The following is a 22,528-nucleotide window of genomic DNA, read 5'->3' as shown; positions in this document are numbered from 1 at the left end:
ATCCGACTGCCGGGATAAAGCTGACCTTTGGTGGAGTGATGGTCTGCGCCTCCTCTCTCGATCGAAGCCGGCCCCTGCTGAACTGCTTGGCCAAGCAGTTCAGCAGGGGCGCTCCACATATGGAGGGAGTTATTTCCAGCCGGCGCGATCCATGATCTTCAGCGCCTCAGCATTGTTACGGCCATAGATGGCGGCGTTCAGCCCATCGCGCTTGAAATCACCCCAGGCGGCGACCACCGGATGGGCGGGGATGCCGGCCACCACCGGATATTCATAATTGGCCTCGGCAAAGATCTTCTGGGCTTCCGGCGTGGCCAGGAATTCCAGGAAGGTGACGGCCGCTTCCTTGTGCGGGGCGTATTTCACCACGCCGGCACCGGAGATATTCACATGCGTGCCGCGGTCCCCCTGGTTGGGGAAGAACACGGCCACCTTCTGCGCCAGTTCGCGTTCCTTGGGATTGCTGGAATTGACCAGCCGGCCGAAATAATAGGTGTTGGAAATGGCGATATCGCCCTCCCCCGCCTGCACGGCCTTGATCTGGTCAATATCGCCGCCCTGCGGCGGGCGGGCGAAATTGGCCACCAGCCCCTTGGCCCAGGCTTCCGTCTTCTCAGGCCCGTGGGCGGCCAGGATGGAGCCGGTCAGCGACTGGTTATAGACGTTGGTGGAACTGCGGACCAGGATGCGGCCCTTCCATTTCGGATCGGCCAGATCCTCATAGCTGGACAGTTCCGACGGCCTCACGGCCAGCTTGTTATAGATGATGACACGGGCACGGGCCGACAGGCCGAACCAGTAACCTGCCGGCTCCCGATAGGCGGCGGGCACCGCCTTTTCCAGCACGGCACTTTTGATCGGCTGCAGCACGCCCGCTTCCTGGGCCCGCCACAGGCGGCCGGCATCAACGGCCAGCAGGATATCGGCCGGGCTGTTGCGCCCCTCGGCCTTCAGCCGCTCGATCAGCTCATCATCCTTGCCTTCGATGACATTGACCAGGATGCCGGTCTTCTTCTCAAACGCGGCATAGATCAGCTTGTCGGCATCATAGTGACGGGAGGAGTAGATGTTCACTTCCTGCTGCTGCGCCAGGGCGGTACCGGCCGTGGCGGCCAGCAGCGTGCTGCCCAGCATCATGCCGCCCAACAGACGGTTAAAGGCGCGGCGGGACTGGAATGCCATCATCTTGCTCCTGCGTCTCGATTCCCTATGGAAGCGATATGTCGGGCGCGGCAGCGGCCCTGTCAAGTCACGAATGCGAGCAATTCGCAAAAGCGTCAATCACCTGGCCGCCACTGTCGTGCCCATACGGTGACGCCCCACAATCGGGGTACGTCCAAAGGGTTTAAGCTGGACGGGCAATATGCAACCGATAAAATATGGGGATCAATAGCCGCTTGTGACGACAGACCATTGCCAAGGGTGGGGTATTGCATGACGATCAGTCAGGAAAATTGGGGTCAGGGGGAGCCGGTTCACGCAGCGGGGGATGGCGGTGAGCCACGTTCAGCGCGGCTTGCGGTAGCGGTGAGCCGCGGCGCCTTGCTGGCGCTGGCGCTGAAGAACCTGTTCTTCACCATCCTCACCATCGGTTTCTATCGGTTCTGGGCCCGCACCCATGTCCGGCGCCGGTTGTGGGGTTCGGTTTCCATCCAGGGTCAGCCGCTGGCCTATACGGGCCGGGCCAAGGAACTGTTTGTCGGCTTCCTGCTGGCGCTGGTGATTCTGCTGCCCGCCTTCGGCCTGATCGGTCTGGTCGGGGCGCTGGTGCCGCCCACCTCTGTCGGGGCGCAGATGCTGTTCCAGGGGGGCGTCTTCCTGGTGCTGGGCGTGCTGGGGGTGATGGCGCTCTATTTTGCCCGGCGCTATCTGCTGACCCGCACCGTCTGGCGCGGCATCCATGCCGGGCAGGCCGGTACGCTCGGCCGTTTCATGGCCATCCATATCGGCTATTATCTGCTGCTGGTGCCGACATTGGGGCTGTTGAACCCCTGGGTTCAGGCGCGGCTTTATAATTACCGCACCGGCATCACCTTTTATGGCACGCAGAGTTTCACGGCGGCTGCCAGCAGCCGGGGCCTGTGGCTGCGCTGGTTGATCTGCTGGGCGCTGGCCCTGCTGGCCTATGCCTTGTTCTTCTATGGCTATTGGCCGGTGATGGAATGGGCGAAATCCCTGCCGGAATGGCAGGTCGCCGGGCTGCCGCCGCCGCAGCAGCCCACGCCCTTGTTCCTGCCCATGGGGCTGGGTATCGCGCTGTTGCCGCTGGCCGCCATCGCCTATGCCTTCTACAACGCAGCCCGGCTGGCCCGCTTTACGGCTGCCACGCAACTGGGGGATATCCGGTTCAGCTTCCCCGTCTCCCCCTGGCGGTTGCTGTTGATCCCGCTGGTTGCCGGGCTGATCATGGTTGGGATCGTGATCGTTGCCGGTCTGCTGGGTGTGCTGACCGGCTTCGGCATCGCGGCCGCAGGGGGGACGCCCGGCCTGCTCTCCGCTATCGGCCCCTTCATCATCATTCTGCTGGCCTTTGCCGGCATCAGCATCGTCAACCTTGTCTGGACGACGGTGGCCTATATGAAGCTGGTCGCCCGCTATCTGCTGATCGACAATATCCAGGCGGCAGAGGATATCCTGAACCGGGGGATGCCGGCCCCCCGCCGGGGCGAAGGGTTGGCCGATGCGCTGGGGGATGTCGGTATCTGACGGGTTGGGCAGAATGGGACGGGCGATGCTGGAAGGTTTTTACGAGGATCGGGTCAGTCGCCGGCTGGTGCCGGTGGAACTTACGCTGGATGCCGGGATGCTGCGTATCGCCCAACCCGACGGGCGGGAGCTGGACCGCTGGAACCCGCGTACCGTGGCTGTCCTGCCGGCCGAGCCGGACGGGCGGCCCCGTTTTGCCCTGGCGGTGGATGCCCATGCCGCCCTGTTGGTGGAAGATGCCGGCCGCTTCACGGCCCTGTTGCAACAGGCCGGCGGGCGGGCGGGCAAGGCGCATCGCCGCCGGCGGGAGGTGCCACTGCTGATCTGGATCGGCGGGGCCACGGCATCCACGCTGCTGCTGGCCTTTTTCGTGCTGCCCATGCTGGCCGGCATCCTGGCACCGATGATCCCGGAGGGGGTGCAGCGCCGGCTGGGTGATCAGGTGGCCGATCTGGCCACCATGCTGTTGACTCAGTCCACCGTGGCGCGGGAATGTGTGGACCCGGCGGGCAAGCAGGCGCTGGATAAGCTGCGCGCCCTGCTGCCGCAAAGCGGGGTGCCGGATTTCCGCCTGCGCGTCATCCAGGTGGAATTGCCCAACGCCTTTGCCGTGCCCGGCCATATTGTGGTGACCGACGGCATCCTGAAGATCTCCCCCTCCCCCGAAGCCGCACTGGCGGTGATGGGGCATGAGCTGGGCCATATCGTCTATGGCCATTCCATGGAACGGGTGATGCGCTATACCCTGACCTCCACCCTGGTCTCGCTGGTGATCGGTGATTTCGGCGGCGGCTTCATGGCCGTTGCCGTGGGGCGGATGGTGGAGGCCGGGTTCAGCCAGGATCAGGAACGGCAGGCCGATACCTATGCCGCGCAATTGCTGCATCAGGATGGCTACAGCGCCCGCAGCATGGCCATGCTGTTTGAGAAGATGCGCGCCAAGATCGGCGATGAAGGCAAGTTTGAAAGCTGGCTGGGCAGCCATCCGCAACTGTCTGAACGCATCGCCAGCCTGCGCGCCCAGCCCGAACCGCAGCCCCCGGCGGCGGAACCGGCGCTGACGGCGCGGGAATGGCGGGCGTTGCAGGGCATCTGCGCCACCCTGTCCAACCCGCCTGTCGCGCGGTGACAGCTTTCATATCAATCTCCCTGGATCGGTCATGATCCAGGGAGATTGATATTAATCCCACTTCACCTCCGGCACCATGCCCACCTTGATCGGGCCGATGGAGAAGCGGCGGTCCTGGATGGTCATCGGCACGCGGACGGCGCGGCGGCCGTCCGGCGTCTGTTGTGACAGGAAACCGAGCGCGGTTTTCACCGCCTGGCCCTGTTCGGGCTTCAGGCTTTGCATCTGTACCAGCATATCCACCAGCACGTCGGAGCCGGACAGTTCGGCACTGCCGGCCCCGATGGGCTGCAGGTTGGCATCCAGCGCCAGGGTGGCATTGCCGCGCAGGTCCAGCTTGCCCCAGAGCAGGCGGGCAGAGGTCAGTTCTACCGTGCCGCCCGCCTCGCTCCAGCCGCGCAGGGCGGCGATATCGGGGTTGGGCGGCAGGATGCCGCGCAGTTCCGCCTGCAGCGCCAGTTCGGTGATCTGCTTTTCCAGCGGTGGCAGCACCCGGCCGGGAAGGGTGATGGTGCGGGCCAGCAGGTTCAAGGTGCCGGTGGCGGCGCCGGGGCCGACGGGGGGAACCGCCGGCTTCGTCCAGGTCAGGTCCAGCAGGCCGGCCTTCAGGCTGCCGGTGATGCCGGGGATTTCGGCCACCGGGTCGGTCAGGGTCAGATGGGCCTGTTTGGGTTGGCCCTCCCCATCCAGCAGCAGGGTGCCTTCGCCGGCCTTTGCCTCCAGAATGGCGGGGGGATGGCTGGGGCCGGGCGGCAGGCTCAGCCTTGCATTGCCGTCAATGTCCAGGCGGATGGTCAGCGGGTTCCAGGGCCGGGCCCAGGCCTCTACCCCGCCCGCGATCAGCGCCATGCCATCGGGGCGGCGCCATTCCATCTGGTCCAGCCGCAGGGCAAGGCGCAGCGGGAAACCGCCGACGGAGGGTTCACGCGGGCTGATATGGTTGCCCAAAGCCTCCTCCGTTGCAGTCATTTCCGCCACGGTGCGGCGCAGTTGCTGGGCGGCGGAAACCCACCAGGCTGTATAGGCCAGCACCAGCAGCAGCAAGACGGCGATGGCGAGATAGATCGGGCGCAAGCGCATGGGAAAATCACCCTGGTGGCATGGGGGGACAGCGCGCCATGGAAACGGGGGCGCCGTCAAGCCGGTTCCCCCGCCGGCCCGGCTGCGCTACGCTTTCGCGGTCGCAAAAAATCCCGATCATCATGAACAATCCTGAAGCCCCCTCCGCTCCCAAGGTCATTGTCGATTTCGATCATCCGCCCGGTCAGGATCTCTGGGTCTTCGCCTATGGTTCCTTAATGTGGAATCCGGGCTTTCCCGTGGCGCAAAGCGTGTCGGCCCTGCTGCGCGGCTGGCACCGGCGGTTCTGCATCTACAGCCATATGCATCGGGGCACGCCGGAACGGCCGGGGGCCGTGCTGGGGCTGGCCCATGGGGGGGCCTGCCGGGGCCACGCCCTGCGGGTGGCGGCGGCCGATGTGCCGGATGTGCTGGATTATCTCTGGCAGCGGGAAATGGCCTATCGCGTCTATATCCCGCGGCTGGTGCGGCTGGCGACAGCGGGCGGGCCGATCCAGGCCCTGGCCTTCACCGCTGATCCGGTGCACGAACAATATTGCGGCGGGCTGGATATGGCCGGCACGGCAGCGCTGATCCGCCAGGGAACCGGCCAGTCCGGCCGCAATATCGATTATCTGACCAGCCTGATCGATCATCTGGCAGAGATCGGCATCCATGACCGGGGGCTGGAACAGTTGCTGGCCCTGGTGAACCAGACACCAGCCTGAGCCCCCTTGATCTTCGCCGCAAGGTGGTGCGGCTGCAACAGCAGGCCGGCGGCGGCAAAGCGGTTTTGTAAAGGGCATGGCCCCGTGGTAATCGGAAAGTCCGCCATTGCCGCACCGTACCCGCGCCCCCGAGGATCAGGATGATGAGCCAGACCCCACCCTTGAAAGCCGTGATCATCCCGGTCACGCCCTTCCAGCAGAATTGCTCCATCATCTGGTGTACGGCGACCAACCGCGCCGCCGTGATTGATCCCGGCGGCGGGGTGGACCAGATCAGGGCGGCCATCGCCAAGAATGGCCTGACGGTGGAACGCATCCTGGTCACCCATGGCCATGTCGATCATGCCGCCGCCGTGGCCGACCTGAAGGATGTGCTGGCCGTGCCGGTGGAAGGCCCGGCGATTGAGGATAATTACTGGCTGATGGCACTGAAGGAACATGGGGCCGGCTATGGCATGGCCTATGCCCGTTCCTTCACGCCCGACCGCTGGCTGGTGGATGGCGACACGGTGACGGTGGGTGACCAAACCCTGTCGGTGCTGCATTGCCCCGGTCATACGCCGGGCCATGTGGTGTTTTTCCACGCACCATCCCGCTTTGCCATTGTCGGCGATGTGATTTTCGAAGGCTCCGTCGGGCGCACGGATTTCCCCGGCGGCTCCATGCCTGATCTGGTCCGCTCCATCCGGGAAAAACTGTTCCCGCTGGGTGATGATGTCACCTTCCTGCCCGGCCATGGCGGCCTGTCCACCTTTGGCCGCGAACGGCAGAGCAACCCCTATGTCGGTGACAAGGCGGTGGCACGGGGGTAAGTGTCTGTCCGGAAAGTTATCCTGCCTTTCGAGACCTTGCTCTTTCTCCACCGTCATTCCCGCCTTCGCGGGAATGACGGTGGAGAGATTGGAAAAGAAGTGAAAGTTCTTGGACAGACTCTAAGCGGCACCGGCCTCAACAGCGGACACCGGCGCATTCCAGCAGGGCATCGACCAGGGCAGGCACGGTAGCAGTGGCCGGGCCATAGAGCCCGGCATGAAACAGGCCCGCCCCCTCGGTTTCTTCCAGGTTCACCTCCAGCGTGGCGGCCCCGGCCGCCCGTGCCTGGGAGACGAAGCCCGCCGCCGGATAGACATTGCCCGATGTGCCGATGGAGATGAACAGGTCGGTGGCGTCCAGCGCCTCCCCGATGGCATCCATGGCCAGCGGCATTTCCCCGAACCAGACAATATGCGGGCGCAGCGTGCCCACCCCGGCACATTGCGGGCAGGCCTCCCCCGTATGCAGGTCGCGGGTCCAGTCCATCAGCAGGCCACAGCTTTCGCAGCGGATTTTCAGCAATTCGCCATGCATATGGATCAGGTGGCGCGACCCGGCACGGTCATGCAGATCATCGACATTCTGCGTCACCAGCAGCACCGGCCCCGGCCAGAACTGTTCCAGCCGCGCCAGCGCATGATGGGCGGCATTGGGCTGCACCGCCGGGTCCAGCACGCTGCGCCGGCGGGCATTATAGAAACCCTGCACCGTCTCCGGATCGCGGGCGAAGGCCTGCGGCGTTGCCACATCCTCCAGCCGCACCTGCGCCCAGACACCATCGGCATCGCGGAACGTATGCAGCCCGGATTCCCGGCTGATGCCGGCCCCGGTCAGGATGGTGATGGCAGCGTCGGCCCGCAGGCGGCGCAGAAGGGCGGTGACGGGATCGGGAAGCATCGGGTTTTGGTCTTGCTGCCTGTTTCTCTCTGGCCTCACAGGCTATGCGCTTTGCCGTGGCGTCACAAGCGGGCGACGTTGCCCTGCCGGCATGGTACGATCCGTATCCTTGACCTTGCCACCCGCCCGACAGGCCGATGACCCAGCCCCAGAACCACACCGCCCCCCTGGACGAAGCCGCCATTGAACGTTGGCGGCAGAATATCCGCCGTTCCACCTTCTATAATTATCAGGTGGAAATGGGGGCGGCGCTGACCGGGCGGGGGGAATTCCCGGCCGCCCTGCGCATGTATGAAAGTGCCGTCGGGCTGGAACCGACCAGCGCTGAGGCGCGCTTCGCCCTGTTTATCCTGCCGGCCCTGCTGGGCGGCGATCCCGGCGGCGATGTCGATGGGCTGACGGCCACGCGGGGGCTGGCAAGGCTGCTGGCCCGGCTGTCGCGGGCCGAAGATCAGCCGGTGATCGACCAACTGCTGGCCATGCTGCCCGATCTGGCGCCCCAGCGGGCGGTGCGACTGGCCCGCGCCCGTTGGCATTGTCTGGCCGGACAGGGGGACGCCGCTGCCGCCCTGCTGGCGGAGATCGGCCCCGTTCCTGTCGGCATTCCCGAACTGCGCGCCGGTGAGGCGGGGGCGGTGGTGCGGCTGGCCCAGGCGGCGCTGGCGCTGGGCGAGCGCAACCTGACAGCCGATATGCTGCTGGCCTCCATGGAAATGGCGGATGTGGATGATCCGCCGCCGCCCGATGATGCCGGCCTGTCGCAGCTTTACACCCAGTTGGCGCAGCGGCTGATGCTGCGGCTGGGCTTTACCGAAGGGCTGATTTGCCACCGCTGGGCCGCCATGCTGGACCCGGCCAACAGTGCCGCCCTGTTCGGCCATGCCCGTGCCCTGATGTTCACCGACCGGGTGGCGGACGGGCTGGCGGTGATTGAGCCGGCGGCGCTGGCCCATCCACATGATGGCTGGATTCGCTTTACCTGCGGGCAGCTTTCCCTGATGGGACGGCCCCTGGCCCTGGCGGTGGAGCGGCTGGAACAGGCGCTGGATCTTGCGCGGGAGACGCAGGACACGCTGCTGGTCGCGCAATGCGCCAGCCATCTGGGGCTGGCGCGGCAGGCGGCGGGCGATCTGGCGGGGGCGGCCACGGCGCATGATCTTGCCGTGACTGCCCGCCCGCATCTGGGCCTGACCCATGCCAACCGGGCCCTGTTGCTGGCGGCCCGCGGAGAGGCCGCGGCCGCCAAACGGGCGCTGGAAGAAGGGCTGGCCTTGGGGCGGGAGCCGATAGCCCTGACCGCCGCCGCCCTGCTGGCGCTGGATCAGGGGGAGGAGAAGCAGGCCGCCACCCTGCTGGCCGAGGCACGGGATTTCAACCCCGGCCTGGCCTGGGTGCAACCGCTGATCCGCCCCTGGGCGACGGAGCGGCTTTACGCCCTGATGCGCGCCCACGGCCTCACCCGGCCGGAACCGACGCTGCGGCCCTCGGCGCTGTAATTTTAATCTCCCTCAGCAACTGTCTTTTCAGGCGGATTTGGCTTGCCATGGTTTAGTGTCCCTGATGATGGCATTGAGGACAGTGACGAGTTTGCGGACACAAGCGATGATGGCGAGTTTTTTGGGCTTTCCCCTGGAGACGAGGGAATCTCTGAATTCTTTGAATGACTTGTTATGTGTCATGGCGACGAGAGCGGCCATGTAGAGGACGGTTCTGACCTGTGGCCTTCCGCCCCTGATGGATCGATGCCCCTTGAATTTGCCGCTGTCTCGGTTGAAGGGGGCGACGCCGACCAGGGCAGCGATCTGCTTGCGGGTGAGTTTGCCGAGTTCGGGGAGTTGGGCGATCAAGGTAAAGGCGGAGATTGGGCCGATACCTGGAACGCTGGTGATGAGAGCATAGAGAGCTTGCAGGTGGGGCGTCTGCTGGACGATTTCCTGCATGGCCTTCTCGATCCTGACGATATCGGCGAGAATGGCGTCGAACCGTTCTGCGGCGGATGCCTTGACCATCGGATCGCGGAAATGCGGGATCTGATTGTTCAGACGCACCCGTTCATCGATCAACTGGCGGCGATAGGTGAGAAGTTCTTCCAGGCGGCGCTGCTCCTCACAGGGCAGCGGCGTTGGGTCCGAACACCTGATCCGGCCGAACTCGGCCAGAACAGCGGCATCAATCGCATCCGTTTTGGCCTTGCGCCCCATGCCACGGGCCATCTGGCGAACCTGGGCCGGGTTGACGATGGAAACAGCAATGCCAGCCTGGGTCAGCAACTCATGGGCCAGCCGCTCATACCCACCCGTAGCTTCCAGGATGACATGAGGGTTTGGCAGGCTGCTGAGACGGCGGGCCAACGTGGCAAGACCAGACGGCGTGTTGCTGACGGTCTCGGTTTTGTTACGGCCGGAAATGAAGACGTCGAGGCTGGCTTTGCCTACGTCCAGACCAATAAACGTGGTATCCATGATCCTCCGCGTCCCTTTCTCGTGAGTTCGGTGTCGGGCACCTGACAACTGTTCGGGCTTACGAGATGGGGCGGCACGGGAACCAGGCTGAGGGACGGGCTTTTAGCCCAAAACGCCGACGGTCCCCGTGCTCATCCTGACGGACACAAAGACCATAACCTAATTTCAAGACACGAGGCGCCGGGCGGGCGCGTCCGCGCCCTTGGTTTGCGCGCCACGTGGTGCTGAGCCGGCGACCAGCCGCAGGGGATGGCAAATCCCCTGCGGCCCCCGCATATCTGGCCCCCCATCACCAAAACGCCATGTTGTCCTGATCTTTTAAACGGGCGACGGCACTGCCCTTTTGCGGCATAGCTTCGTTGATAAGGGTATGTGCAATCAAACGGGAGCGGGGGCGGTGCTGGTTTCTTCCACCAATATGCGGGCGGGCCTGATCGCGGGTCTGCTGTTGCTGGCACCGCTGGCCGATGCGGTTGCAGCCCCGGCACGGGATTTCGGCCAGGCCCTGCAGCAGCGGCTGGTGGGCGGTGTCGGCACACCCAAGACCGACCGTGACGGCCAGGATCTACAAATCCTGGGCCGCTTTTATGAGGGGCGCAAGCTGGCGCCGCTCTGGGTGGTGGATGGTCATCCCACGCCGCGCGCCTCCGCCCTGCTGGCCCTGTTGCAGGGGGCCGATGCCGATGGGCTGGATTCGCGCCATTATGGCGTTGCCCGCATCCAGACCCTGATGGAACGGGGCGACAGCCCCGATGCCCAGGCCGAACTGGAAGTGCTGCTGTCGCATGGCGCCCTGGATTTCGGCCGCGATCTGGCCACCGGCCGACTGGAGCCGAGCGAGGTGGATACCGAACTCTATATGGATAAGCGGGAGATTGACGGCCAGTTGCTGCTGACGAAGCTGGCGGATAATCCCGATCCGGCCGGCGTGCTGCTGCCGCTGGCCCCCTCCCGCCCGGAATATGCCCGCCTGCGCACAGCACTGGCCCAGTATCGCGCCCTGGCGGCCGCTGGTGGCTGGAAGCCGGTGCCGGCGGTAGGGGTCTCCCTGAAACCAGGGGAGAGCGATGCCGAACGGCTGCCACCCCTGCGCGACCGGCTGCGCGTCACCGGGGAGCTGGCCGCCGATGCCCCGGTGCCGGAAGACCCGGCCTTGTTCGACGAGGCGACGGTGCAGGCGCTGAAACTGTTCCAGCGCCGCCACGGGCTGGAACCCGATGGCGTGCTGGGCAAGCAGACGGTACTGGCGCTCAATGTGCCGGCCGATCAACGCGCCGCCCAGATCATGATGAATCTGGAGCGCTGGCGCTGGATGCCGCGCGATCTGGGGCCGAATTACATCCTGGTCAATCTGGCCGCCTTCGGCCTGTCCATCTTTGAACATGACAAGGTGGTGCATTCGGCCCGTGTGGTGGTGGGCACCACCAGCACACGCACGCCCGTCTTCTCCCGCAATATGAGCTATCTGGAGGTCAATCCCTATTGGCATGTACCCGCCAAGATCGTGCGGGATGAGATTTTCCCCAAGGCCAGGAAAGACCCCTCCTATCTGGCCAAGCATGATTACGAATTATTGGCCAATGGGACGGAAGGGGCCGTGGCGGTTGATCCCGCCACCCTGGACTGGGCCCATATGAGGGGTCTGCCCTATCGCGTGCGGCAGAAGCCGGGCGACAAGAACAGCCTGGGCCGCATCAAGATGATGTTCCCCAATGAGTTCGACATCTATCTGCATGACACGCCGTCCAAGGGCCTGTTCAACCGGGCGAACCGCAGCTTCAGCCATGGCTGCATCCGGGTGGAGCATCCGTTCGATGTGGCGGAGACCATCCTGCGCCTGACCAACACCACCAATTGGGACCGGGCCAAGCTGGATGCCGCGCTGGAGACCGGGGAACGCACCATCGTGCGGCTGAAACAGCCGATTCCCATCCACATCACCTATGTCACCGCCTTTGTGGAGGATGATGGCACGGTGGATTTCCGCTCCGACATCTATGGCCGCGACCGCAAGCTGGCCGCCGCCATGCGGGCCAGCCGGGTGAAGCTGGATGCGGTGGAGGCAGAGGCCCGCACGGCACCGGCTTCCGCGCCCCAACAGCCGGCCAATCCGGCACCCGGCCTGAACCCCGCGCCCGCCGTCAGCGGAATGGGTAGCGTTACCCCTTGATTGTGCTTGATTTTACGTTTTGTTCCCGATTTCAGAAGGATTAATCCCTGGGGCAATTTGTTGCTTGCCTCCCCTGCCTCGATCTGCCATCACTGCATTCGTGCCCCGCGATTGGCGCGGGGTAAACGCTTTGTTTGTGACAAGGGAGTGTCCCCAGCGCCACGGTTGCAGGGGGCCTGAGAGATCGGGAAAGGGCGAAGGGCATGGTGGAACGGCCGAACACGACCGATCTGGGCGTCAATAATCTTGTCGGACGCGATTCGTCTCTTTCATGTGACACCAGTTCCCCCTTGCCGGAGGCTTCCCGTCGGGGATTTCTGCGCTCCCTTGGTGGCTTTATGATGGCGGCGGGTGCCGCCATTGCGCTGCCGACCATCATCACCGACCGGGCCGCCGCCGCCCCGCTGGGCGCCACCCGCCGCGTCGTCTCCTTTGTCTCTCCCCATACAAGGGAAAAGCTGCGCGTCACCTATTTCGCTGACGGGCGTTACCTGCCCACGGCCCTGGCGGACGTGAATGAGATGCTGCGCGACTGGCGCACCGGCGAAAAGGGCCGCATGGACCCCAAGCTGCTGGACCTGCTGTTCCAGCTGCGCCAGCGCCTGCGCACGGACGAACCGTTCCAGGTCATCTCCGGCTATCGTTGCCCCAAGACCAACGCCATGCTGGCGGCCAAGACCGAAGGGGTGGCGACCAAGAGCCTGCATATGGAAGGCAAGGCGATCGATATCGATCTGCCCAGCCGCCAGCTTACCCGTATCCGTCAGGCGGCGGTCGATCTGAAGCTGGGCGGTGTGGGCATCTACAGCAAGTCCAGCTTCGTGCATGTGGATACCGGCCGCGTCCGCCATTGGGGCGCCTGAGCGCGGCGGCTGATCCGGCTTATTACGGACCGCCCTGTTCCCGTCGGGCCCGGGCGGCCAGCAGCAGGCTGGCGGAATAATAATTACCCTCTGCCATCATCACTCCGCCATTTTACCCAACCACGGCGAGCCGTGGTTGGTCGATCTGTTCTGTAGAAAACCGATACCATTATCGTAACGGGTGCCCATTCCCTTGAGGTAGAGACCGGACCCACCACCATGCCGCCTTCCCCGCTTCGCCTGATCGCCGGCCCGCAAGCCGCCGCCCGCATCCGGAACGAGGGGTTGCATGAGGATCTGTTCGATATCGTGGCTGGCGCGTCGGGCGGCGCGAAATGGCTGGCGCTGACCCGGCTGGATCAGGCCTTGTTCGGCCATTGGTTTCAGGAACGTTCCAGACCGCTGCATATGGTGGGCAGTTCCATCGGCACTTGGCGCTTTGCTTGCCTGGCCCAGCCAGATCCGGTGGCCGCCTGCAAGCGTTTCGAACAGGCCTATCTGGATTATGCGGTGGAGTCGCCGATCACCGCAGCCGAACTGACGGACCATTGCCGGCAATTCCTCTCCACTATCTTCGGCCCTGATGGGGTGGCGGCCATGCTGAGCCATCCGTTCATGCGGGCGTCCATCCTGGCCGTGCGCGGGCGGGGGCCGGTGCAACCCGGCAGCCGGCTGGGAATGGGCCTGGGGCTGGGGGCAGCAGGGCTGGCCAATGCCGTCAGCCGGCAGGCACTGGGCCTGTTCTTTGAGCGCACCGTTCTGCATGACCGGCGCAGCCCGCCGCCTTTCAGCCTGACCACACCCTTCCCCACCCAGGCGGTGGCCTTGACGGCGGACAATCTGCTGCCGGGGCTGCTGGCTTCGTCCGCCGTCCCCTTTGTCTTTGACGGGGTAGCCGATCTGGCGGGGGCCAAGCCGGGGCTTTATCTGGATGGCGGCATCATCGATTACCATCTGGATATCGCCTGGACGGCGCCGGGGCTGGTGCTCTACCCGCATTTTGGGGCACGGCTGGTGCCCGGCTGGTTCGACAAGGCATTGCGCTGGCGCCGGCCGGGTGCCGCCAACCTGTCCCGCACCCTGTTGATCTGCCCATCGGATGATTTCATCGGCCGTCTGCCTTACGGCAAAATCCCCGACCGGGGCGATTTCACCCGCCTGCCCACGGCAGAGCGCCAGCGATATTGGCGCCACGTCGTAGCGGAAACCGACCGGCTGGTCGATGCCTGGGCGGACATGCTGGCCAAAGGAAATGCGGCGGACCGGCTGGAAGGGTTAAGCAAGACAGCATGAAGGCGGTGCCCGGTGCCGGGGGAACAGGCAAGTACCCGTTCATGATCCATGGCTGTCGGCAAGGGCCCCGCCCCCCACAGCATCGGCCCGCACCCGGGCCAGATCAGCCACCAGCCGGGCCAGCCAGCGGTCGCGCCGACAGTGACGTCCCGTCAACATGGCACGCCGGCGCGCCACCGCCAGACGCGCCTTGGCACATTGATCCCTCAACAGACGCTGCCGGGCATCCGCCCTGATGGTTTCCAGCAGGGCGGGCCCGCCGGCCACCATCTCCTGCCGGGCCCGCCATGGGGGGGCACCATCATAGCGACAGTGCAAATCCCCCAGCAGATCAACCATCTGCGAGCATCCAGGCGACATGGCATCCCCCATCTGTTCATGTCAGTACCGACATGAACAGGCTTACCGGGGACGAGACCGATTGTAAAGGATTTTTATCCTAGGACTTTCCGATCTGATTGCAGAATACCTACCTCTGTGTGCATTCAGCCGAACATTATTGACTAGCCCAGATGATACGGGCGATCCAGGCAACCTCACCCATGGCCAGGCTGCGGTCAGGATGCGCCTTGTTCAGGGATACCAGATCGATGCGGTTGGCGGTCTGGCGCAGCAACTGCTTCGCCATCACCTCCCCCTCCCGCGTGCGCACCACCACTCGGTCGCCGCGCCGCAGCGTTTCAGCCGGGGAGATGATGATGATATCGCCGTCCCGATAGACCGGCTCCATGCTGTCGCCGGAAATTTCCAGCGCATAGGCCCGTTCATCGGCGACATGGGGGAATTCCAGCTCGTCCCAACCATTGCCGACCGGATAGCCGGCATCATCGAAATAACCCTGGTTGCCTGCCTGGGCATAACCGATCACCGGGATGCGCCGCAGCACCGGCGCCGGCAGCGTGCCAGACGCGCCGGCATTGTCGGCCATCCCGACAAAATCGGTGAAGCTGCTGCCTGTGGCTTCCAGAACCTTGGCGATGCTTTCCGTCGACGGCCAGCGCAGCTTGCCATCCGGCGTCGTGCGCTTGGACTTGTTGAAGGTTGTCGGGTCCAGACCGCCACGCTTAGCCAGCCCGGACGCCGAAAGGCCGTGCCGTTGTGCCAACTGGTCAATGGCCTGCCATATGTCTGAATGCTTGAGCATGGGAGAAATATCCCATAATCCGCCGCCGTCGTCCCTAGGATGATCTTCATATTTTTCTTGACGACAAGATCATCCAATGAGATTAGAGGATAAAATTCCTTAAATCAGGTGACGATATGACCCTTGCCTCCTCCCCCGCCGCTCGGCATCGTCGGCTGAACGATGCTCTACCGCATATCATCCCCTTCACCGACGTGACAGAGGTCTGGTTTTGGACCATGCAGGCCCATAAGGCCCTGCTGGAGGGCGCACGGGTGCGCGCCGGCCAGGCGCTGCTGCCCCGCCCCTGTGAACCGGGGGACATCCTGAAGGTGGTGGAACGGCTCTACCGGCAGGGTCGGCTGCGGCATGAGCATGTACAGGTGCTGGCCCGCTACGGCCGGCAAATGCTGGCCCCAGAACGTGACCGGGCACAAGAGACCGCCGACTGGCTGTTGTGGCAAGAGGCGCTGGGTCGGATGGAACCGATCCTGCGCGACAAAGGCATCATCTTATGACCGCCCCACCGTTCCCACCCGCGATACCCGCCCTGGTAGTGTTCTGCGGCGACAGCGAACTGCCCTTGCTGCGCCTGTTGCGGCCGGGATTCCGGCATGTCTTCGCCCTGCTGCCCATCCCGGCTGCGGGGCCGGAACCGGGTGGCTGGATCAGCGCCGACCCGCTGATCGACCGGATGGAACTGGCCCGGCACCCGCCCTGCCCCGCGGCGGAGCTGGCCGACTGGTTCCGCCGCCAGGGGCTGATCACCCTGAATTTTTTCCCAGTACCCCTGCCGCAACGGCACGCCATCCCCTGGTTCCCGCCGCTTGCCCCCTTCACCTGTGTGGAGGTGGTGAAACGCCTGCTGGGCCTGCGCGCACCCTGGGTGCTGACCCCCTATCAGCTTTACCGCCATCTGGGCGGCTGGCTGCCGCCCCGCCCCCTGTCCCGGAGCATGGAAATGGCCCGAATCGTCTCTTCCGGCAAATCTGCCGCCACGCCTGCCCCCGTCACCCTGCCCACCAGCCCCGCCCCGCTGCAGCCCGCCGCCCCGACCCCCGCCAATCCAGGCCCCACAGGGGCGGAAGCGGGGCCGACGGCGGCAGAAACCAGCCTGCTGCGACGCAGCGCCGGGCGGGCGGGCACCATTGTCACCGGCTGGCGTGGCCTTCTGCTGCCCAGCGGCCTGGGCCCCGCCCGCAAGAACCTGCTGGGGGAATGACCCATGCACCTGGATGAAAAGGAAGCGGGTCCGGCCCTGGTGGCGCGGATCCTGCTGGACCGCCATGCCCGCGCGTTGGAACGCCGTGCGGGCTGGGAAAGCCTGTGGCGGGATTGCTATGACCATGCCCTGCCGCACAGCGCCGCCTTCAGCCAGGGGGCCAGCCCCGGCCAACGCCGGGGGGAACGGCTGTTTGATGGCACCGCCGCCGATGCGGTGGACCAGTTGGCCGCCGCCCTGCTGGGTCAATTGACGCCGCCCTGGTCCCGTTGGGCCGGTCTGGAACCCGGCCCGGCGCTGGATGCCGGCCTGCGCGACCGCATCGCCCCGCTGCTGGACCAGATGACCGCCGGCCTGCAGGGCCAGATCGACCGCTCCAACTTTGCGGTGGAGGCACATCAGGCCTTTCTGGATGTGGTGACCGGCGGCACCGGCTGCCTGTTGGTGGAAGAAGCCCCGCCGGGTACCCCCGCTGCGCTGCGCTTCACCGCCGTGCCGCTGTGCGATCTGGCGTTGGAGGAGGGGGAGGAGGGGCGGCTGGACCGGCTGTTCCGCCAGGTACCGCTGACGCTGGACGGGCTGATCAGCCGCTTCGGCCCCGATGCCCTGCCCGCATGGCTGCGGCAAGCCGGCTTGGAAAACCCGCAACGCCGTTTCACCTGCGTGGAACTGGTGGAGCCGGATGCCGCCGGCGGCTGGCGCTGGCGGGTGGTGATGGAGGGCGATGACGGGCCGCTGCTGCTGTCCGACGGCCATTTCACCGACATGCCCTTCATCGCCTTCCGTTGGCTGAAGGCACCCGGCGAAACCTATGGCCGCGGCCCGGTGATGAAGGCCCTGCCCGATATCAAGACCGCCAACAAGGTGGTGGAGCTGGTGCTGAAAAATGCCAGCATCGCCGTCACCGGCATCTGGCAGGCGGATGATGACGGGGTGTTGAATCCGGCGGCCGTGCGGCTGGTGCCCGGTGCCATCATTCCCAAGGCGGTGGGGTCGGCCGGGTTGACGCCGCTGGCCAGCCCCGGCCGGTTCGACATCAGCCAGTTGGTGCTGGATGATCTGCGCGCCCGCATCCGCCATGCCCTGTTGGCCGACCGGCTGGCCCCGCTCAACTCTCCCCGTATGACGGCGACGGAGGTGCTGGAGCGCAGTGCGGAGATGACCCGTCTGCTGGGGGCCACCTTCGGCCGGCTGCAATCGGAACTGCTGGTACCGCTGGTGCGGCGCTGTCTGGCCATTCTGCGGCGGCGCGGGCTGGTGCCCGATATTGCCGTGGATGGGCGCACTGTCTCTATCCGCATCCTCTCTCCCCTGGCCCGCGCCCAGGCCCAGCGCGACGCAGAGGTCACCCTGCGCTGGCTGGAAAGCATCAACGCCTTGGGGGCCGATGCCCTGGCCACCGCCGATCTGGCCGCCTGTGCCCGCTTTCTGGCCGATGCCGCCGGGGTGCCGCCGGGCCTGTTGCGCACAAACTCACCGCCCGAACCGGCACCAAACCCGGAGATGCATGATGCCTGAGCATGATTGGCCCTGGCCGGGGGAGAACCCGGCCCCCACCCCCATGGCCAGCCTGGAAAAAGCCTGTGCCCGGCTGTTCGCCAGCCCGGATGGCCAGTTGCTGCTGACCCATCTGCGCCGCCTGACCCAAGCCGTGGCCCTGGGGCCAGAGGCCAGTGAGGCCCGCCTGCGCCATCTGGAGGGCCAGCGCGCCCTGGTGCTGTCGCTGGAAGCGCTGGCCCGGCGCGGTGCCCGCAATCCCCTTTCCCCCTGAACCAGAGAGATTATCCCATGGAAAACACCATCGAGACCCCCGTCCTCCCGCCGCGCCCGGAACAGGTGCCGGCCAAATTCTGGGATGAGGCGACGGGTACCATCCGCGTGGATGCCTTGCTGAAATCCTATCTGGCGCTGGAAAAGCGCCTGTCCGCCGGGGTCGGCCCCGCGCCCGATCGGCCGGACACGCCGGAGGATTATTGCATCGACTGCGCCCATGGCCTGTTCCAGCCCGATCCCGCCATCAACCAACGCCTGCATGGCGCCGGTTTCAGCAAGCAGCAGGCCCAGCTGCTCTATGATCTGGCGGCGGAACGGATGCTGCCGCTGCTGGGCGACATGGTCGGGGAATTCCAGGCCGAACGGGAGATGCAGCAGCTGCTGGGCCATTTTGGCGGGGCCGAGCAATGGCAGGAACAGGCAGGCCAGATCCGCGCCTGGGCCGAACGCAACCTGCCACCCGCCCTGCTGCAGGCCCTGGCCGCCACGGCGGACGGGGTAAAGGCCCTGCACCGGATGATGCGCGATGGCGGGGCGGAACCCAAATTGCTGCGCGATGGCAGCGGCAGCGCCGGCATCGACAGCACCACCCTGAACCGCATGGTCGCCGATCCGCGTTACTGGCGCGAACGCGACCCCGCCTTCATCGCCCAGGTGACGGAAGGGTTCCGCCGGCTCTATGCGGGGTGATGCCAACCCCCAAACCACGGGTCATGTCCATGACCCGTGGAGGCCCGCGACTGCTGGCCCGCGGGCGCGTGCCCGCGTGAGCCAAGGCGGCGGATGCCGCCGCCCGGCGCCTGAGGGAGATTGGTATCAGAACCGATAAGTGGCGCTGACCGTATAGTTACGTGGCTTGCCGTAACGGTACTGCGAATAAAAACCGGTCTGGCTGTAATAGGTCTTGTCGAACAGGTTCTCCACATTGAGCTGGAGCTGCACATCCTCGGTCAGGGCATAGCGGGCCATCAGATCGACCAGCACATAGCCATCCTGCTGGAACCGGTGCGCCAGACCGGTCACCGGGTTGGTGCCATCGGAATAGACCCTGCTGCGATAATTGATGCCGCCACCCAGCGTCAGCGCCTCCAGCCCGCCCGACAGCCGGTAGGTGGTGAACAGCTTGAACAGTTTGCGCGGCTGATTGGTGATCACCGCCACCCCTTGGGCATTTTCGGCGATGAACTGGCTGTAGCCGACGCTGATATTCCAGCCCTCCAGCGGCTGGCCGGAAGCCTCCAGTTCAAACCCGCGGCCGACGGTGCCTTTGGCGGCCTTGTAGGTCTGCTGCGGCAGGCCGCCGCCCGGCGGCACCAGCATGATGTCGGGCTCGGCCAGATTATCCTGCTCGATGCGGAACAAGGCCACGGAGGTCTGCAGCGCCTCATCCAGGAAGGCGCTTTTCATGCCGATCTCATAGGATTGGCCCTGCAACGGGTCCAACTGGGCCAGGGTGCGGTCCCGTTCCGGCTGCGGCCGGAAAATCTCCGTGAAGCTGGCATAGACCCGGTGCTGCGGCGTCAGATCATAGAGGGCGCCGGCATAGGGGATGAAGACATTCTTATCGCCGTAGTCGCCTTGCACCTGATAGCTGACGCCCTTCTTCTTCCAGGTGGACAGCCGGCCGCCGCCGATCAGCTTCAGATCATCGCTGATATTCAGGCGCAGCGCCCCGTAATAGCCGGTCTGCTCCGTCTGTTCCTTTACATCCAGGTTGGCGGTATTGCTGAAACCCGGATCGGGATAGGCCGCTCCGTTCCAATGTTCAAAATCCTTGCCCGGCGGATAGCTCAGAGCCGCGAAACTATAGGTATGGCGCTTCTGCTGGCTGTGCAGCGCGCCCAGCACCAGTTCATGGTCGCGGCCAAACAGCGGCACCTGCCCCTTGAGCTGGGCGTCATAGCTGTTCTGGATGCTCTGCCCGTCATCCTTGTAGGGATAGCTGAACTGGATATCGCCCGTCGCCTTGTCGACCAGGCCGGAGAGATAGAGCAGCTTGCTCTTCTCCGCATTGCGCATCCGGTTGTAATTGGCGACCAGGCTCCAGCGGTCACTGAATTCATGTTTCAGGGAGACGAACAGATTCTCGTTCGTCGTGTCCCAATAGCTCCAGCTTGCCGAGGCGCTTTTGGAGCGTGGCCAGTCGGTCAGCGTGCCATCGGCATAGAAGGTAGGCAAAGCGCCCCAGGAGGGAGCGTTTGGCTCCCCTTTCTGGCGGCTGAACCCCACGCGCAGCAATGTTGCTTCCGTCACATCCACATCGGCCGTGCCATAAAGGGCCAGCTTGCGATTCTCATAGAGATCGACATTGCTCTCCCCTTCCTCGTACCGGACAACGCCGCGCACCCGCACGCGGCCATTTTCGCTGACGGCACCGCCAATATCGCCCGACAGGTTCCAGCTGTTCCAGCTGCCATAGCCGGCGGCGGCATAGCCCGTCCAATCCTTGCTGTCGGCATGTTTGCGCACCAGATTGACGGAGGCCGAGGGCTCCCCGGCCCCGGTCAGCAGGCCGGTGGCGCCGCGCACAATCTCCACCCGCTCATAGAGGGAGACATCGGCGATGGTCTCCCCGGCGCCGCCGCCCAGCGTCCAGGCCAGCGGCACCCCATCAACCTGATAGTTCCGGATCTCAAACCCACGGGCATAGAATTCATTGCGGACATCATCGGTTTCCAGCGCCGAGACGCCGGCGGCACGGTCGATCACATCGGCGATGCTGACCAGATTCTGGTCAAGGATGCGCTGTGCGGTGATGATGCTGACCGATTGCGGCGTCTCCCGCATGGTCAGCCCCAGGCCGGTGGCCGTGTCGATCTTGTCTGGCATTGTGTAGGTGCCGATGACGACAATCTCTTCCACCTTGTCGCCGTCGCGGGCCTGCTGCGCCCCCGCAACATTGCCATAGGCGGCAAAGGCACCGCCCAGTACCAACGCGATCTTCCACTTCATGTCCAGCCCCCACAGCGTTCAACATGCCATGGCGAGCATTGATAATTTAACTAATAATCATTATTAATGGCGCCTGTGAGAGGTCTGAAATGCACTGGCCTCTCAAGAAGGGTGCGCCGCCCCTTAGAGTCCGTCCGGAAAGTTTCACGTTATCTCAACGTCTTACACGTCTTATCTTCAAACGCTACCGTCACCCCGGCGAAGGCCGGGGTCCAGAATAATAGGCGCTTTGCTCTACGAAACTGGACCCCGGCCTTCGCCGGGGTGACGGGATTAAAACATTAACATGTTGAGAAAGAAGGAAAAATTTTCAGACAGACTCTTACAGCAGGGGCGGCGCCGAGAGATCCGAACCGTTACCGCGTCGGGCGCGGGGTGGGGCCGGAATAATCGTAGAAGCCGCGCCCGACCTTGCGGCCCAGCCAGCCAGCCTCAACATATTTCACCAGCAGCGGGCAGGGGCGATACTTGCTGTCCGCCAGGCCCTCGTACAGCACCTGCATGATGGACAGGCAGGTATCCAGACCGATGAAATCCGCCAGTTCCAGCGGCCCCATCGGGTGGTTGGCGCCCAGCTTCAAGGCCGTGTCGATGGCCTCCACCGATCCCACACCCTCATAGAGCGTATAGACGGCTTCGTTGATCATCGGCAGCAGGATGCGGTTGACGATGAAGGCGGGGAAATCCTCGGCAATGGCCGCCGTCTTGCCCAACTTCAGCGTCAGCGCCTTGATGGCCTGGAACGTATCATCATCGGTGGCAATGCCGCGGATCAGCTCCACCAGCTGCATCACCGGCACCGGGTTCATGAAATGCATCCCCATGAACTTGCCGGGCCGGTCGGTGGAAGCCGCCAGCCGGGTGATGGAGATGGAGGACGTGTTGGTGGCGATGATGGCCGAGGGCTTCAGGTTCGGCACCAGCATCTTCAGGATCTGGCGCTTCACATCCTCGCTCTCCGTCGCCGCTTCGATCACCAGATCGCTATCGGCGAAGATGGCGTGGCTGGTGCCGGTTTCGATCCGGGCCAGGGCAGCATCCTTATCCTCTGCTGACAGCTTACCCTTGGTCACCTGCCGGTCCAGATTCTTGCCGATGCCTGCCACGGCCTTGGCCAACTGATCGGCGGAGATATCGGATATCTTTACCGTCAGGCCTGCGACGGCGCAGACCTGCGCAATGCCGCTGCCCATCTGACCCGCACCGATAACGCCAATTTTCTCGATCATCACCTATTCCCCCGCGCCGGGTTGGAAACCTATGGCGGCTATTCTGCCACGGATGGGGGCGATATGGCCCCGCGACAAATGTCCAATATGTAAGTGCGCCGCTGCACCT

21 protein-coding genes are annotated in these 22,528 nt (G+C 64.7%); 13 read left to right on the top strand and 8 right to left on the bottom strand.

Annotated elements, in window-relative coordinates; translation table 11 throughout:
* Positions 1-129 precede the first annotated feature (129 nt).
* Entirely contained in the window at positions 130-1,185 is a 1,056-nt protein-coding gene (locus GE253_RS04040; protein ID WP_247878450.1) for a Fe(3+) ABC transporter substrate-binding protein, read from the bottom strand.
* A gap of 249 nt (positions 1,186-1,434) precedes the next feature.
* On the opposite strand from GE253_RS04040, the gene GE253_RS04035 reads away from it, so the two are divergent.
* Positions 1,435-2,706 carry a DUF898 family protein gene (locus GE253_RS04035; protein ID WP_173012475.1) on the top strand — a complete coding sequence of 424 codons (1,272 nt, stop codon included), beginning with the start codon at positions 1,435-1,437 and terminating at the stop codon, positions 2,704-2,706.
* A gap of 13 nt (positions 2,707-2,719) precedes the next feature.
* Positions 2,720-3,835: a M48 family metallopeptidase gene (locus GE253_RS04030; RefSeq protein WP_173012474.1), complete on the top strand. Its 1,116-nt coding sequence runs from the start codon at positions 2,720-2,722 to the stop codon at positions 3,833-3,835.
* A 51-nt stretch (positions 3,836-3,886) separates the two neighbouring features.
* Here the strand turns inward: GE253_RS04030 and GE253_RS04025 are convergent, their stop codons facing one another.
* Entirely contained in the window at positions 3,887-4,915 is a 1,029-nt protein-coding gene (locus GE253_RS04025; RefSeq protein ID WP_153202784.1) for a DUF2125 domain-containing protein, read from the bottom strand.
* Positions 4,916-5,037: 122 nt separating this feature from the next.
* Here GE253_RS04025 and GE253_RS04020 point away from each other — a divergent pair, with 122 nt between their 5' ends.
* A complete protein-coding gene (locus GE253_RS04020; protein ID WP_153202783.1) occupies positions 5,038-5,622 on the top strand; it encodes a gamma-glutamylcyclotransferase in 585 nt (194 codons plus the stop codon).
* Positions 5,623-5,762: 140 nt separating this feature from the next.
* Positions 5,763-6,434, top strand: coding sequence for an MBL fold metallo-hydrolase (locus tag GE253_RS04015; protein WP_348770772.1), 672 nt, complete (start codon positions 5,763-5,765; stop codon positions 6,432-6,434).
* 136 nt (positions 6,435-6,570) lie between these two features.
* Here GE253_RS04015 and GE253_RS04010 read toward each other — a convergent pair whose 3' ends face one another.
* On the bottom strand, positions 6,571-7,332 hold the full coding sequence (locus GE253_RS04010; RefSeq protein ID WP_153202782.1) for an NAD-dependent deacylase: 762 nt from the start codon (positions 7,330-7,332) through the stop codon (positions 6,571-6,573).
* Positions 7,333-7,469: 137 nt separating this feature from the next.
* Between GE253_RS04010 and GE253_RS04005 the strand changes: the two genes are divergently transcribed.
* Positions 7,470-8,828: a hypothetical protein gene (locus GE253_RS04005; protein ID WP_153202781.1), complete on the top strand. Its 1,359-nt coding sequence runs from the start codon at positions 7,470-7,472 to the stop codon at positions 8,826-8,828.
* Positions 8,829-8,855: 27 nt separating this feature from the next.
* On the opposite strand, the gene GE253_RS04000 is transcribed toward GE253_RS04005, so the two are convergent.
* Positions 8,856-9,794, bottom strand: coding sequence for an IS110 family transposase (locus GE253_RS04000; protein ID WP_153202780.1), 939 nt, complete (start codon positions 9,792-9,794; stop codon positions 8,856-8,858).
* Between the two features lie 397 nt (positions 9,795-10,191).
* Between GE253_RS04000 and GE253_RS03995 the strand changes: the two genes are divergently transcribed.
* The 3 genes from GE253_RS03995 (at position 10,192) to GE253_RS03985 (ending at position 14,120) form a co-directional block, all read left to right on the top strand.
* A complete protein-coding gene (locus GE253_RS03995; protein ID WP_211101330.1) occupies positions 10,192-11,964 on the top strand; it encodes a L,D-transpeptidase family protein in 1,773 nt (590 codons plus the stop codon).
* A 203-nt stretch (positions 11,965-12,167) separates the two neighbouring features.
* Complete coding sequence (locus tag GE253_RS03990; protein ID WP_153202778.1) at positions 12,168-12,827, top strand: DUF882 domain-containing protein; 660 nt, start codon at positions 12,168-12,170, stop codon at positions 12,825-12,827.
* A 219-nt stretch (positions 12,828-13,046) separates the two neighbouring features.
* Positions 13,047-14,120: a patatin-like phospholipase family protein gene (locus GE253_RS03985; protein ID WP_153202777.1), complete on the top strand. Its 1,074-nt coding sequence runs from the start codon at positions 13,047-13,049 to the stop codon at positions 14,118-14,120.
* Positions 14,121-14,159: 39 nt separating this feature from the next.
* Here the strand turns inward: GE253_RS03985 and GE253_RS03980 are convergent, their stop codons facing one another.
* On the bottom strand, positions 14,160-14,459 hold the full coding sequence (locus GE253_RS03980; RefSeq protein WP_153202776.1) for a hypothetical protein: 300 nt from the start codon (positions 14,457-14,459) through the stop codon (positions 14,160-14,162).
* A gap of 157 nt (positions 14,460-14,616) precedes the next feature.
* The gene (locus tag GE253_RS03975; RefSeq protein WP_153202775.1) at positions 14,617-15,264 is read right to left on the bottom strand and encodes a helix-turn-helix transcriptional regulator; all 648 of its coding nucleotides are present in this window, start codon (positions 15,262-15,264) and stop codon (positions 14,617-14,619) included.
* Between the two features lie 116 nt (positions 15,265-15,380).
* Here GE253_RS03975 and GE253_RS03970 point away from each other — a divergent pair, with 116 nt between their 5' ends.
* From GE253_RS03970 to GE253_RS03950, 5 genes are read left to right on the top strand one after another with little or no spacing between them, the layout of a single operon-like run.
* The gene (locus GE253_RS03970; RefSeq protein ID WP_153202774.1) at positions 15,381-15,761 is read left to right on the top strand and encodes a hypothetical protein; all 381 of its coding nucleotides are present in this window, start codon (positions 15,381-15,383) and stop codon (positions 15,759-15,761) included.
* Positions 15,758-16,465, top strand: a complete 708-nt coding sequence (locus GE253_RS26015) for a hypothetical protein (protein WP_211101329.1) — start codon at positions 15,758-15,760, stop codon at positions 16,463-16,465. The genes GE253_RS03970 and GE253_RS26015 overlap by 4 nt, the downstream gene beginning before the upstream one ends.
* Positions 16,466-16,468: 3 nt before the next feature.
* A complete protein-coding gene (locus GE253_RS03960) occupies positions 16,469-17,983 on the top strand; it encodes a portal protein (protein ID WP_153202773.1) in 1,515 nt (504 codons plus the stop codon).
* Positions 17,973-18,236 (top strand): hypothetical protein, encoded by a 264-nt coding sequence (locus GE253_RS03955; RefSeq protein WP_153202772.1) that lies wholly within the window; start codon positions 17,973-17,975, stop codon positions 18,234-18,236. Before GE253_RS03960 ends, GE253_RS03955 begins: the two co-directional genes overlap by 11 nt.
* 17 nt (positions 18,237-18,253) lie before the next feature.
* The gene (locus GE253_RS03950; RefSeq protein ID WP_153202771.1) at positions 18,254-18,928 is read left to right on the top strand and encodes a hypothetical protein; all 675 of its coding nucleotides are present in this window, start codon (positions 18,254-18,256) and stop codon (positions 18,926-18,928) included.
* A gap of 126 nt (positions 18,929-19,054) precedes the next feature.
* Here GE253_RS03950 and GE253_RS03945 read toward each other — a convergent pair whose 3' ends face one another.
* Both GE253_RS03945 and GE253_RS03940 read right to left on the bottom strand, forming a co-directional pair.
* Entirely contained in the window at positions 19,055-21,190 is a 2,136-nt protein-coding gene (locus tag GE253_RS03945; protein ID WP_153202770.1) for a TonB-dependent siderophore receptor, read from the bottom strand.
* Positions 21,191-21,546: 356 nt separating this feature from the next.
* The gene (locus tag GE253_RS03940) at positions 21,547-22,419 is read right to left on the bottom strand and encodes a 3-hydroxybutyryl-CoA dehydrogenase (RefSeq protein ID WP_153202769.1); all 873 of its coding nucleotides are present in this window, start codon (positions 22,417-22,419) and stop codon (positions 21,547-21,549) included.
* Positions 22,420-22,528 lie beyond the last annotated feature (109 nt).

It is taken from the genome of Niveispirillum sp. SYP-B3756, from assembly GCF_009495745.1.
GTDB lineage: Bacteria > Pseudomonadota > Alphaproteobacteria > Azospirillales > Azospirillaceae > Niveispirillum.
This window is presented reverse-complemented; position numbering and strand designations above follow the sequence as displayed.

Excerpts from the sequence above, each read along its gene's own strand:
- GE253_RS04040 (WP_247878450.1), bottom strand. The coding sequence starts at position 1,185 with ATGATGGCATTCCAGTCCCGCCGCGCCTTTAACCGTCTGTTGGGCGGC.
- GE253_RS04035 (WP_173012475.1), top strand. The coding sequence starts at position 1,435 with ATGACGATCAGTCAGGAAAATTGGGGTCAGGGGGAGCCGGTTCACGCA.
- GE253_RS04030 (WP_173012474.1), top strand. The coding sequence starts at position 2,720 with ATGGGACGGGCGATGCTGGAAGGTTTTTACGAGGATCGGGTCAGTCGC.
- GE253_RS04025 (WP_153202784.1), bottom strand. The coding sequence starts at position 4,915 with ATGCGCTTGCGCCCGATCTATCTCGCCATCGCCGTCTTGCTGCTGCTG.
- GE253_RS04020 (WP_153202783.1), top strand. The coding sequence starts at position 5,038 with ATGAACAATCCTGAAGCCCCCTCCGCTCCCAAGGTCATTGTCGATTTC.
- GE253_RS04015 (WP_348770772.1), top strand. The coding sequence starts at position 5,763 with ATGATGAGCCAGACCCCACCCTTGAAAGCCGTGATCATCCCGGTCACG.
- GE253_RS04010 (WP_153202782.1), bottom strand. The coding sequence starts at position 7,332 with ATGCTTCCCGATCCCGTCACCGCCCTTCTGCGCCGCCTGCGGGCCGAC.
- GE253_RS04005 (WP_153202781.1), top strand. The coding sequence starts at position 7,470 with ATGACCCAGCCCCAGAACCACACCGCCCCCCTGGACGAAGCCGCCATT.
- GE253_RS04000 (WP_153202780.1), bottom strand. The coding sequence starts at position 9,794 with ATGGATACCACGTTTATTGGTCTGGACGTAGGCAAAGCCAGCCTCGAC.
- GE253_RS03990 (WP_153202778.1), top strand. The coding sequence starts at position 12,168 with ATGGTGGAACGGCCGAACACGACCGATCTGGGCGTCAATAATCTTGTC.
- GE253_RS03985 (WP_153202777.1), top strand. The coding sequence starts at position 13,047 with ATGCCGCCTTCCCCGCTTCGCCTGATCGCCGGCCCGCAAGCCGCCGCC.
- GE253_RS03980 (WP_153202776.1), bottom strand. The coding sequence starts at position 14,459 with ATGGTTGATCTGCTGGGGGATTTGCACTGTCGCTATGATGGTGCCCCC.
- GE253_RS03975 (WP_153202775.1), bottom strand. The coding sequence starts at position 15,264 with ATGCTCAAGCATTCAGACATATGGCAGGCCATTGACCAGTTGGCACAA.
- GE253_RS03970 (WP_153202774.1), top strand. The coding sequence starts at position 15,381 with ATGACCCTTGCCTCCTCCCCCGCCGCTCGGCATCGTCGGCTGAACGAT.
- GE253_RS26015 (WP_211101329.1), top strand. The coding sequence starts at position 15,758 with ATGACCGCCCCACCGTTCCCACCCGCGATACCCGCCCTGGTAGTGTTC.
- GE253_RS03960 (WP_153202773.1), top strand. The coding sequence starts at position 16,469 with ATGCACCTGGATGAAAAGGAAGCGGGTCCGGCCCTGGTGGCGCGGATC.
- GE253_RS03955 (WP_153202772.1), top strand. The coding sequence starts at position 17,973 with ATGATGCCTGAGCATGATTGGCCCTGGCCGGGGGAGAACCCGGCCCCC.
- GE253_RS03950 (WP_153202771.1), top strand. The coding sequence starts at position 18,254 with ATGGAAAACACCATCGAGACCCCCGTCCTCCCGCCGCGCCCGGAACAG.
- GE253_RS03945 (WP_153202770.1), bottom strand. The coding sequence starts at position 21,190 with ATGAAGTGGAAGATCGCGTTGGTACTGGGCGGTGCCTTTGCCGCCTAT.
- GE253_RS03940 (WP_153202769.1), bottom strand. The coding sequence starts at position 22,419 with ATGATCGAGAAAATTGGCGTTATCGGTGCGGGTCAGATGGGCAGCGGC.